The sequence below is a fragment of the Pseudomonas sp. PS01299 genome (assembly GCF_029960145.1).
In the GTDB taxonomy this organism is placed as follows: domain Bacteria; phylum Pseudomonadota; class Gammaproteobacteria; order Pseudomonadales; family Pseudomonadaceae; genus Aquipseudomonas; species Aquipseudomonas putida_A.
This window is the reverse complement of record NZ_JASCPO010000010.1, coordinates 49,900-60,468: the sequence shown is the minus strand read 5'-3', so window position 1 is coordinate 60,468 and position 10,569 is coordinate 49,900. Positions and strand designations below refer to the sequence as shown.

Below are 10,569 nucleotides of genomic sequence, written 5' to 3'. Positions count from 1 at the left end.
GATTTATCCCCGATGGGCCGCGAAGCGACCCCAGCATTTCAAAATCAAACCGCATCTGCCGGTTTGACGACTGCTTCGCAGCCGATCGGGGATAAATCCCCTCGCCACAGGTTCCGCGCTCGAACAAACCAGGATGCTGTTAGCCATGCTGGTTGACCCAAGGCAACTGTGATGAAATGCGACCCCAATCTCTATCGCGCAGCGCCGCCATCACTTGCCGTGAAGCCCCGTCTGATTCGCCATCTGTTCCTGCCGCCGCTGATCATCATCCTGATGATCGGACTGGGTTACATCGGCTTCTGGACCAGTGAACATTTCGGCATCCGCAGCCTCAGCGAAAACGGCCAGCGTCAGCTCGAACTGCACGCGCGCACGGTCGAAAGCGAGATCAGCAAATACACCTATCTGCCCAGCCTGCTGGAACTGGAAACCAGTGTCCCGCAACTGCTGGCCGACCCGACTCCGGAACACCGGCAAACGGTCAATGCTTACCTTGAAGGCCTGAACCGGCGCAGCCGCAGTCGGGCTATCTACGTCATGGACACCACCGGCCGCGTAATGGCCACCAGCAACTGGCGCGACGTCGACAGTTACCTCGGTGAAGACCTGTCCTTTCGCGCCTATTTCCAGAACGCCGTGCGCGGCGAGCCCGGACGTTTCTACGGCATCGGCAGCACCAGCGGCGAACCCGGTTACTACCTGGCCCATGGCCTGGAAGAACACGGCAAGATCATCGGCGTCGCCGTGGTCAAGGTGCGCCTCGAAGCGCTGGAAGAACGCTGGCAACGCGCCCGCCTGGAAGCCTTCGTCAGCGACGAGAACGGCATCATCATTCTTTCCAGCGATCCGGCGCGGCGCCTGAAATCGGTGGTGCCGCTGAGCGATGAAACCAAAGAGAAGCTCGCGCGCAGCCTGCAGTATTACTGGTTCCCGCTCAACGAACTGCAACCGCTGGCCCGCGAAACCCTGGCCGACGGTGTGGAGAAACTGACCTTCCCGGCCAACAGCGAACTGAGCGCCGATGACGACAGCATCAGCTATCTGGCGCAGACCCGGCCGCTGAGCGACACACCATGGAATTTCACCCTGCTCACGCCGTTGCAGGACTTGCGTCGTGAAGCGATCAATCAGGGAATCCTGGTGGCGGTGGCCTTCGCCCTGGTGGCGTTCCTGCTGATCGCCTGGAACGAACGGCGCAAGGTCATCGCCACCCGCCTCGCCGCCCGCGAAGCCTTGCAGGAAGCCAACAATCAACTGGAGCGTCGGATTACCGAACGCACCGGCGACCTGCGCGCCAGCAACGAACGGCTGAAGAGCCAGATCCGCGAACGGCGCCAGGCCGAAGAGACCTTGCGCCGCGCTCAGGACGAACTGGTGCAGGCCGGCAAACTCGCGGCCATCGGCCAGATGTCGACCAGCATCGCCCACGAACTGAACCAGCCGCTGGCGGCGATGCGCACCCTGTCCGGCAACACCATTCGCTTTCTGGAACGCGGCCAGCTCGATGTCGCCAGCACCAACCTCAAGACCATCAACGACCTGATCGACCGCATGGGCCGGATCACCGCCAGCCTGCGCTCGTTCGCCCGGCGCGGCGACAACGAAGGCCAGGCCAGCCTCGGCAAAGCGGTGGACGCGGCCCTGCAACTGCTCGGCGCGCGGGTCGAGGGCATGGCGCTGCAACTGCACCGGCAGTTCAGCGACGTACAGGTGCAGATCGACCAGACCCGCCTCGAACAGATTCTGGTCAACCTGATCGGCAACGCCCTCGACGCCATGCAGGCGCAACCTTCACCGCAGCTGTGGCTGGAAGGCGAAGAGTTCAACGGCAAATATCGCCTGCGGGTGCGCGACAACGGCCACGGGGTCGACGCCGAGGCGCGCAAGCATCTGTTCGAGCCGTTCTTCACCACCAAACCCGGTGAACAGGGTCTGGGCCTCGGCCTGACCCTCTCCGCCAGCCTCGCTGCCGCCACCGGCGGGCATCTGGGTGTCGAACACCCGGCCAGCGGTGGCACCACCTTCGTCCTCAGTTTACCGTTGGTAAGCCCTACTCCTGCCGAGCCAATATGAACCACGACCTTAGTGTGCTGATCGTCGAAGACGACCCCCATGTGCTGCTCGGCTGCCAGCAGGCGCTGACCCTGGAAGACATTCCCTGCATCGGCGTCGGCAGTGCCGAAGAAGCGCTGGAGCGGGTCGGCGACAACTTTGCCGGGATCGTCATCAGCGACATTCGCCTGCCCGGCATCGATGGCCTGGAACTGCTGACCCGCCTCAAGGCGCGCGACCGCAGTTTGCCGGTGGTGCTGATCACCGGTCATGGCGACATCTCCATGGCGGTCGGCGCGATGCAGAAAGGCGCCTACGATTTCATGGAGAAACCGTTCTCGCCGGAGCGTCTGGTGGATGTCGCTCGTCGCGCGCTGGAGCAACGCAGCCTGGCTCGGGAAGTGTCTTCGCTGCGTCGGCAACTGGCCGAACGCGACTCCCTCGAAGGCCGGATCATCGGGCGCTCGCCAGCCATGCAGAACCTGCGCGAACTGATCGCCAACGTCGCCGACACCTCCGCCAACGTATTGATCGAAGGCGAGACCGGCACCGGCAAGGAACTGGTCGCCCGCTGCCTGCACGACTTCAGTCGTCGGCATGCCAAGCAGTTCGTCGCGCTGAACTGCGGCGGCCTGCCGGAAAACCTCTTCGAAAGCGAGATCTTCGGCCACGAGGCCAACGCCTTCACCGGTGCCGGCAAACGGCGCATCGGCAAGATCGAACACGCCGACGGCGGCACGCTGTTCCTCGATGAAGTGGAAAGCATGCCCCTGCCGCTGCAGATCAAACTGCTGCGCGTGTTGCAGGAGCGCACCCTCGAACGCCTCGGTTCGAACCAGAGTGTGGCGGTGGACTGCCGGGTGATTGCAGCGACCAAGTCCGACCTCGACGACGCGAGCAAGGCCGGCGAATTCCGCAGCGACTTGTACTACCGCCTCAACGTGGTGACGCTGGAATTGCCGCCACTGCGCGAGCGGCGCGAAGACATCCTGCAACTGTTCGAACACTTCACCCAGCAGTCAGCGCTGCGTTTTGACCGGGTGCTGCCGGAGCTGGACAACCAGACCCTGTCGAACCTGATGAGTCACGACTGGCCGGGCAACGTGCGTGAACTGCGCAACGTCGCCGAGCGCTTTGCCCTCGGCCTGCCGGCATTCAAGAAGTCCGGCGCCAGCAGCGGCGGTCAGGGGCTGGCGTTCGCCGAAGCGGTGGAAGCCTTCGAGCGCAACCTGCTCAATGACGCCTTGCAACGCAGTGGCGGCAACCTGACCCAGGCCAGTCAAGAACTGGGCATGGCCAAGACCACGCTGTTCGACAAAGTGAAAAAGTACGGGTTGAGCCACTGATGGATCTGATACTCAAAGCGGCACTCGGCGCGGCGGTGGTGCTGATCCTCGCCGCGCTGTCGAAGACCAAAAACTATTACATCGCCGGACTGGTGCCGCTGTTTCCGACCTTCGCCCTGATCGCCCACTACATCGTCGGCAAGGGCCGCTCGATCGACGATCTGAAGGCGACGATTGTGTTCGGCATGTGGTCGATCGTTCCGTACTTCATCTATCTGGCGACGCTGTACGTGATGGTCGACCGCATGCGCCTGGAGGCGTCACTCGCGGTGGCGGTTGTGGCGTGGTTGATCGCCGCGACCGTGCTGGTCACGGTGTGGGTGCGTCTGCACGCCTGAGACAACGGCTGGCCCGTCCCTTGCATTTACCCCCGAAAGCCCTGCCCGGCTGGCGCTCATGCTCGATGAGGCCGGTGTCTGGCAGGGTCTGCCAAGGGTAAATAGCGACCTTGAATATTTTAGATCTCGACCACAGCCTGACCGCCCAGGCGCCGATTGCGCGGCTGCTCGACAGTGGCCGCGCCAGACGCCTGGACCTGCTCGACCTCGGCCCGAAACTCCGGCTCTGGTCCAGCGAACGCACCTGGCGACGCTTCGCCGAACGCTTGCAGCAGCGGCCGCGGCACATCGGCCCGGCACCGGAAATCTTCTTCGTCGGCTCCGGTGACTATCACCACCTGACCCCGGCGTTTCTCACCGACCTGCCCGAGCCGGTCAGCCTGATCCATTTCGACAATCACCCTGACTGGGTGCGGTTTGCGCCGCGTCGGCATTGCGGTTCCTGGGTCAATCAGGCCCTGAAACTGCCGGACATCCGCCGCATCGTCACCCTCGGCCCGTGCAGCGATGATCTGCAAAATCCACAACTGAAGGGCGGCAACCTCGCAGCGCTCAAACGCGGGGTTCTGCAGCTGTTTCCGTGGCAGCACGCGCCCTCCCGAGTCTGGGGGCGAGTCGGTGATGGCGCCGGCCATGAACAGCAGGAAAACATGCTGCACTGGCGCAATTTGTCCGAGGTCGACTGGACCCTGTTCCTCGACAAAATGATCGCCAGCCTGCCGACCGATGCGGTGTGGATCACTATCGACAAGGACGTGCTCGCCAGCGAAGACGCCGCGACCAACTGGGATCAGGGCGGCATGCGCCTGAGCCATATGCTTCAGGCCCTGCGCGCGCTGGCGGCGAGCAAGCGAATCATCGGCATCGACATCTGCGGCGAATACGCCCGTCCGGCCTTCAGCAACGTATTCAAACGCTGGGAGGCGAAGACCGATCAGCCGCCGGCCGAGCGCTGGAGCGACACCGATATCCTGCGCAACTCCACCACCAATCAAGCCTTGATCGACCTGTTCGAGGAACTGTTTCCATGACTTTCACCGTGATTGTGCTGGTGGCCCTGTCCATCGTTCTGGATGTGATCGGCCAGCTGTGTTTCAAACTGGGCCTGGATCGATTACCGGAGCTGGAGGGTGGTTTTCGGCTTCAGGTGTTCTGGGGCCAAGTGTTCAACGCACCGCTATTGTGGTGCGGGATAGGCGCTTACGCGATCGAGTTTTTCGTCTGGCTCGGCGCCCTGTCGCGGGCACCGCTGAGTCTGTTGTTTCCGGCAGCCGCGCTGGCCTATTGCGGCGTGGTGCTGGCGGGCAAACTGGTGCTTGGCGAAACCGTCAGCCGGCGGCGCTGGCTGGGCACGCTGGTGATTACGGCGGGCGTGATGCTTGTGTGTGCCGGCCATGTCTGAAGCTCGCCTGGAACTGCAAAGGAACGACGCAATGCATTGGCTACACGGGCGCGTGGGCACCATTGTGCTCTGGGCGCTGTTGATCATTCTGGAAAGTGGCGGACAGATCGCGAGCAAGGTCGGTGGCGATCAGTTGGGCCAGATGGACTTCAGCCTGCAATGGCTGCAAGGCATCGTCATGACGCCCGGGGTATGGGTGGCGGTTGCCTGCTACATCGGCGCGTTTTTCGTCTGGATGCTGATTCTGCGACGCAGCAGTCTGTCGCTGGCGTTTCCCCTGAGTTCGCTGGTGTTTGTCGGGGTGCTGCTGGGGTCGTGGCTGGGACTGGGCGAGCAGATCAGTCTGCTGCACTGGGTCGGCGTGGCGGTGATCATGGGCGGGATAGCCTTGCTCGCCGAGGGCGAAGAGCACTGAAATGCTCCGTGTAGGAGCTGCCGCAGGCTCGGGCCGCGATCGGACGATCTTTGCTTTTCAAGATCAAAAGATCGCAGCCTGCGGCAGCTCCTACACAAATCGGTCAGGCGTCAGGCTTTTGGTGGTTCAGCAGGAAGCCCAAACCGTGCGCCAGCGGAATATCCTTCACCCCCGCTTCCTGCTGTTGCCGGGCGATCTGCCGGTGATAGGCCTTGACCTGAGTCCAGTGCATTTTCGGCCGGTAGTGGTGCTCGGCGTGATAGCCGTTGTTCATCCACAACAGGTTGTACAGCGGGCTGTAGGCACTCACGCCCCAGGCAATCGGCAAGTCCGGGTTGCCGCCAAAATGCTCGTAGTAACCGTTGAGCGAAGACAGCGCCTGGCCCAGATACCAGAACGGCAACAACACCAGCACCGCCTGCCAGTCATACACCGCCAGCAGCAAATAAAACGCTACCGTCACATAGATCTCGACCTGAACCCAACGCGCATCCTTCGGGCGTTTGCGGCGCATTTCGTTGTAGATCGGCTTGGGGTCGTCGCGGAAAAAACTCAGGAAGGTGTAGGCCCAGGGATTCTCCGGCTGACCGTTCTTGCCGCGCAGATAGATCGACAGCGGATCAATGGTCTTGCCGTCCGGCCCCGGCAGATCCGAGTTGCCGCGGTGATGGCGGTTGTGGATATCGCGATAGAGGGTTTGCGAAAAACCGATGGTCACCGACAACAACAGATCGAATGCCCGGTTCAGCCACGCCGGGGTGAAGTAGGCGTTGTGAATCTGGTTGTGGGAAATGCTGTTGATGCTCCACGACAGGCTGATTGCGTAGCCCAGCGCCAGCGGCACATAAGTCCACCAGGACAGGTCGTGAAAGGCCGCAACCAGCCACAGGACGAAAGCGAAATGGGCCAGGCCCAAAGCGACGGGGATCAGGTCCCACAATGAATGAGCCAGCAGACGGTTAGCAGGGCGAGCCATGAAGAACATCCTGGAGGAATGGATTCGACATGGCTGTCTGCAAACCGCAGACCAATTTGCCCGCGCGCGTAATCAGTCGAACTTGTAGGCGATGGCCGCCTGCACTTCGCCCTGATTGGTATCGCCCACCGCTTTGACGATGCTGCTGTCCGCCGCCGAGCGAGTCAGGTGAATCCAGCTCACGCTGGTGACCAGCGACCAGTGTGGCGCCAGAGGGAACTCGAAGCTCTGGGTCAGCGCCACGTTCTGCAAACCGCCGCCGGCGTTGTACGCGCGGATGCCCGAGGCCTGCGCCTCGTGATCACTGACACCGAAGAAGGTCTGGGTGCCCTGCGCATCGGCAAAATGCGCGGTCAGGTTGCTGCTGCCGATCACCCCGCCGCCCAGTGGATAGCCAATTTCACCGCCCACTTTGCCAAACACGCCGCCCTGCCCGCTGCCACCGCCGACGGCCTGGCCAACGAAGGCGAATACGCGCCAGAAATCGGCCGGAGCGTATTGCACGAAGCCGCCAGCCTCGGCCATGTCGGGCACATCACGCAGGCCGCGCAACTCGCCGTTGGCGGTGCGCCCGGAGAGGTAATTGACGTACGGCCCGGCGCTGAAACCGTTGCTTTTCAAGGCGCTCCAGGTCAGGCCATCGTCGGTACCGAGGCTGACATCGCCCCAGTCCAGATCCAGATACGGGATCGGTCGGGTTTCGTAGCGGCTGCCGCTCGGATCATGCGGTTGGTACCCCACCCCGATTCCTGCTTCACCTGTAATGCCATCCGCCAGGGCGGGCCCGGAAAAGCAGGCCAGTGCGGCCAATAACGCCAGTGTCTTCCTCTGCATGAGGTCATTCCTTTTCTGAACTTGCGCGCATCAATCCCCGGATACCGCCCTTGGCGCAAGCACTCATGTTGTTTGTAGCAAGCTACAAAAATTGTAGCTCCACTTTTCGAAAACCGCGCATCGCCCCCGCCAGCACGGGGCTTTGGCCAATTGGCACAGTCCCTGCTCCCACCCTTGCCAGGCGCAGACCGCGCACCCTGACAACTGCCTCGACCCAACAGGTACTGCAGATGATTGACTGGCATATCGTGTGTGATTTCGACGGGACGATCACCCGTACCGACGTAATCGACAGCATCCTTGAACGCTTCGCCGACCCGAGCTGGGAAGCCATCGAAAATGAATGGCTGGAGGGCAAGATCGGTTCCCGTGAATGCCTCAGCCGTCAACTGGCGCTGATCAAGGCCACGCCGGCACAACTGCTGGAATTCTTCGACAGCATCGACATCGACCCGGACTTCCCCGATTTCGTCGACCACGTGATCGGCCTCGGCGCTTCGCTGGAAGTGGTCAGCGACGGCATCGAACAAGGCATCGCGCGGATTCTGGCGCGCAACTACGTGACACTGCTGCCGATCCTCGCCAACCGCCTGCGCCAGATCGACCACGACAAGTGGCGCATCGATTTCCCTTACGCCAGTGACGCCTGCCGCGCGGCCTCCGGCAACTGCAAATGCAAATCCACCCCCAGCAGCAAACGCGTGCTGGTGATCGGTGACGGCCAGTCCGACATGTGCGTGGCGTCCACCGCCGATTTCGTCTTCGCCAAGGATCGCCTGGCCGAGCACTGCGAGCGCAACGGCATCGCCTACGCGCGCTTCGACAGCTTCGCCGAACTGCCGCAACTGCTGGCCCGCCTGCCGCTGGCCCCGGCCGCCAACGCCGTCAATTTCAGCACCGAATCCACTTCTGAAGCACAGGAAACCCTGCACCATGTCTGATATCCGCATTGCGACAGCCGAAGACCAGGTCCTTCTGGAAAAAGAAGCCAGATACTGCTCCTACGGCGACACCGTTCACTACATCGAACCGCCGCGCATCTTCAGCCGCTGCGAAGGCTCCTACGTCTGGGACACCGAAGATCAGGCCTACCTCGACCTGCAAATGTGGTACTCGGCGGTCAACTTCGGTTACGCCAACCCGCGTCTGAACAATGCGCTGAAACAACAGATCGACACCCTGCCGCAAATCGCCAGCCAGTACCTGCACAAGGGCAAGATCGAGCTGTCGGAGATGATCGCGGTCGACGCCAAGAAAAAATTCGGTCTCGACGGCCGAGTGCACTTCAACGTCGGCGGTTCGCAGTCGATCGAGGACTCGCTGAAAGTCGTGCGCAATGCCAGCAACGGCAAGAGCCTGATGTTCGCCTTCGAGGGCGGCTACCACGGGCGCACCCTTGGTGCTTCGTCGATCACCTCCAGCTACCGCTATCGCCGCCGCTACGGTCACTTCGGTGAGCGCGCGCAATTCATCCCGTTCCCGTATCACTTCCGCGGCCCTAAAGGCATGACCAAGGAAGAGTACGGCAGCCACTGCGTGCAGCAATTCGCGCGGTTGTTCGAGACTGAATACAACGGTGTCTGGGACCCGAAAGTCGGGCAGAGCGAATACGCCGCGTTCTACGTTGAGCCGATCCAGGGCACCGGCGGTTACGTGATCCCGCCGATGAACTTCTACAGCGAACTCAAGCACGTGCTGGATCAGCACGGCATCCTGATGGTGGTCGACGAAATCCAGATGGGTTTCTACCGCACCGGCAAGCTGTGGTCGATTGAACACTTCGACGTCAAACCCGACGTGATCGTCTTCGGCAAGGCGCTGACCAACGGCCTCAACCCGCTGGGCGGCATCTGGGCCCGCGAAGAGCTGATCAACCCGAAAGTCTTCCCGCCAGGCTCGACCCACTCCACGTTCGCCTCCAACCCGCTGGGCACTGCGGTGGGTCTGGAAATGTTCAAGATGACCAGCGAAGTCGATTACGGCGCAATGGTCATGGCCAAGGGCAAATACTTCCTTGAAGGCCTGCAGGATCTGCAAAAACGCTACCCGATCATCGGCGATGTCGACGGCCTCGGTCTGGCGCTGCGCTGCGAGATCTGCACCGCAGACGGTTTCACCCCGGACAAGGCCACCCTCGACTTCATGGTTGAAGAAGGCATGAAGGGCGACATCGAAATCGACGGTCGTCGTCTCGGCCTGATCCTCGACGTGGGCGGCTACTACAAGAACGTCATCACCCTGGCACCGTCGCTGGAAATCAGCTATCCGGAAATCGATCTGGGCCTGGCCCTGCTCGACCGCCTCCTGCATCGGGCGATGAAACGATGATCGACGCTGAGATCGACATGGGCGAAGGCAACGCCGGTTTCGTTCTCGGTGACGGGGAGGTCGCGGTGCTGTTGATCCACGGCCTCACCGGCACCCCGACGGAGCTGCGTCGGGTGGCCGTGGGCCTGGCGAAAGCCGGACACACGGTCTATGTGCCGACCCTGGCCGGGCACTGCGGCGGCAATGCCGACCTGCAAGCCACCGGCTGGCGCGACTGGTACGAAAGCGCACGCAACACCTTCGTCGGCGTACGCCGCAAACACCGCAAAGTGTATGTCGGCGGCCTGTCCATGGGCGCCGTGCTGTCGATGTACCTGGCCGCCGAACACCCGGGACAGATCGAAGGTTTGCTGCTGTATTCGACCACCCTGCGCTACGACGGCTGGAGCATCAACAAACTCGCGTTCCTCACCCCGTTGCTGATGAAAATCCCGTTCGGCGTGCACCTGTGCAGTTTCGAAGAAAAGCCGCCCTACGGGATCAAGAACGAGCGCCTGCGCGCCATCGTCGAACGCCAGATGAAAGAAGGTCAGAGCAGCCAGGCCGGGTTGCTGACCATGGAAGGCGTCACCGTGCGCGAACTGCACCGGCTTAACGCCGTGGTGAAAAAACGCATGCCGTCGATCACCACGCCGGCGCTGGTGCTGCACTCCATCGAGGACGACATCACCAGCCGCTGGAATGCCGATTACGTCGAACGCACACTCGGCGGGCCGGTGACCAAGGTGCTGCTCGACGACTGCTATCACATGATCACCGTGGATTTGCAGTACCGCCGGGTCGTGGAGTTGAGCGCCGATTTCATCGAGCGCGGCGTCACGCAACCGGTCGCCATAGCCGATACGCCATCACTGGAAACCCGGCAACTGGCTTGAGCA

11 protein-coding genes are annotated in these 10,569 nt (G+C 62.0%); 9 read left to right on the top strand and 2 right to left on the bottom strand.

The window, feature by feature from the left end:
* Positions 1 to 171 precede the first annotated feature (171 nt).
* The 6 genes from QMX91_RS04305 (at position 172) to QMX91_RS04280 (ending at position 5,553) form a co-directional block, all read left to right on the top strand.
* Positions 172 to 2,073: a sensor histidine kinase gene (locus tag QMX91_RS04305; protein WP_225136180.1), complete on the top strand. Its 1,902-nt coding sequence runs from the start codon at positions 172 to 174 to the stop codon at positions 2,071 to 2,073.
* Positions 2,070 to 3,398: a sigma-54 dependent transcriptional regulator gene (locus QMX91_RS04300; RefSeq protein WP_139054272.1), complete on the top strand. Its 1,329-nt coding sequence runs from the start codon at positions 2,070 to 2,072 to the stop codon at positions 3,396 to 3,398. The genes QMX91_RS04305 and QMX91_RS04300 overlap by 4 nt, the downstream gene beginning before the upstream one ends.
* Before the next feature lie 8 nt (positions 3,399 to 3,406).
* On the top strand, positions 3,407 to 3,736 hold the full coding sequence (locus tag QMX91_RS04295; RefSeq protein WP_209318240.1) for a GlpM family protein: 330 nt from the start codon (positions 3,407 to 3,409) through the stop codon (positions 3,734 to 3,736).
* 110 nt (positions 3,737 to 3,846) lie between these two features.
* Entirely contained in the window at positions 3,847 to 4,767 is a 921-nt protein-coding gene (locus tag QMX91_RS04290) for an arginase (RefSeq protein ID WP_282412306.1), read from the top strand.
* Complete coding sequence (locus tag QMX91_RS04285) at positions 4,764 to 5,138, top strand: transporter (RefSeq protein ID WP_098965385.1); 375 nt, start codon at positions 4,764 to 4,766, stop codon at positions 5,136 to 5,138. The genes QMX91_RS04290 and QMX91_RS04285 overlap by 4 nt, the downstream gene beginning before the upstream one ends.
* A gap of 31 nt (positions 5,139 to 5,169) precedes the next feature.
* Positions 5,170 to 5,553 carry an EamA family transporter gene (locus tag QMX91_RS04280; protein WP_282412305.1) on the top strand — a complete coding sequence of 128 codons (384 nt, stop codon included), beginning with the start codon at positions 5,170 to 5,172 and terminating at the stop codon, positions 5,551 to 5,553.
* 103 nt (positions 5,554 to 5,656) lie between these two features.
* On the opposite strand, the gene QMX91_RS04275 is transcribed toward QMX91_RS04280, so the two are convergent.
* Both QMX91_RS04275 and QMX91_RS04270 read right to left on the bottom strand, forming a co-directional pair.
* A complete protein-coding gene (locus tag QMX91_RS04275; RefSeq protein ID WP_134787238.1) occupies positions 5,657 to 6,529 on the bottom strand; it encodes a fatty acid desaturase in 873 nt (290 codons plus the stop codon).
* A gap of 72 nt (positions 6,530 to 6,601) precedes the next feature.
* Positions 6,602 to 7,363 carry a MipA/OmpV family protein gene (locus QMX91_RS04270; RefSeq protein ID WP_282412304.1) on the bottom strand — a complete coding sequence of 254 codons (762 nt, stop codon included), beginning with the start codon at positions 7,361 to 7,363 and terminating at the stop codon, positions 6,602 to 6,604.
* A 230-nt stretch (positions 7,364 to 7,593) separates the two neighbouring features.
* Between QMX91_RS04270 and QMX91_RS04265 the strand changes: the two genes are divergently transcribed.
* The 3 genes from QMX91_RS04265 to QMX91_RS04255 are packed head-to-tail and all read left to right on the top strand — an operon-like array spanning position 7,594 to position 10,566.
* Positions 7,594 to 8,304, top strand: coding sequence for an HAD-IB family phosphatase (locus QMX91_RS04265; RefSeq protein ID WP_003227777.1), 711 nt, complete (start codon positions 7,594 to 7,596; stop codon positions 8,302 to 8,304).
* Positions 8,297 to 9,691, top strand: a complete 1,395-nt coding sequence (locus QMX91_RS04260; RefSeq protein ID WP_098965393.1) for an aminotransferase class III-fold pyridoxal phosphate-dependent enzyme — start codon at positions 8,297 to 8,299, stop codon at positions 9,689 to 9,691. The genes QMX91_RS04265 and QMX91_RS04260 overlap by 8 nt, the downstream gene beginning before the upstream one ends.
* A complete protein-coding gene (locus QMX91_RS04255; RefSeq protein ID WP_134787240.1) occupies positions 9,688 to 10,566 on the top strand; it encodes an alpha/beta fold hydrolase in 879 nt (292 codons plus the stop codon). Before QMX91_RS04260 ends, QMX91_RS04255 begins: the two co-directional genes overlap by 4 nt.
* Positions 10,567 to 10,569 lie beyond the last annotated feature (3 nt).

Bases quoted from the DNA above. Each gene is read 5' to 3' on its own strand.
- QMX91_RS04305 (WP_225136180.1), top strand. From the start codon at position 172: ATGAAATGCGACCCCAATCTCTATCGCGCAGCGCCGCCATCACTTGCC.
- QMX91_RS04275 (WP_134787238.1), bottom strand. From the start codon at position 6,529: ATGGCTCGCCCTGCTAACCGTCTGCTGGCTCATTCATTGTGGGACCTG.
- QMX91_RS04300 (WP_139054272.1), top strand. From the start codon at position 2,070: ATGAACCACGACCTTAGTGTGCTGATCGTCGAAGACGACCCCCATGTG.
- QMX91_RS04280 (WP_282412305.1), top strand. From the start codon at position 5,170: ATGCATTGGCTACACGGGCGCGTGGGCACCATTGTGCTCTGGGCGCTG.
- QMX91_RS04265 (WP_003227777.1), top strand. From the start codon at position 7,594: ATGATTGACTGGCATATCGTGTGTGATTTCGACGGGACGATCACCCGT.
- QMX91_RS04260 (WP_098965393.1), top strand. From the start codon at position 8,297: ATGTCTGATATCCGCATTGCGACAGCCGAAGACCAGGTCCTTCTGGAA.
- QMX91_RS04255 (WP_134787240.1), top strand. From the start codon at position 9,688: ATGATCGACGCTGAGATCGACATGGGCGAAGGCAACGCCGGTTTCGTT.
- QMX91_RS04285 (WP_098965385.1), top strand. From the start codon at position 4,764: ATGACTTTCACCGTGATTGTGCTGGTGGCCCTGTCCATCGTTCTGGAT.
- QMX91_RS04270 (WP_282412304.1), bottom strand. From the start codon at position 7,363: ATGCAGAGGAAGACACTGGCGTTATTGGCCGCACTGGCCTGCTTTTCC.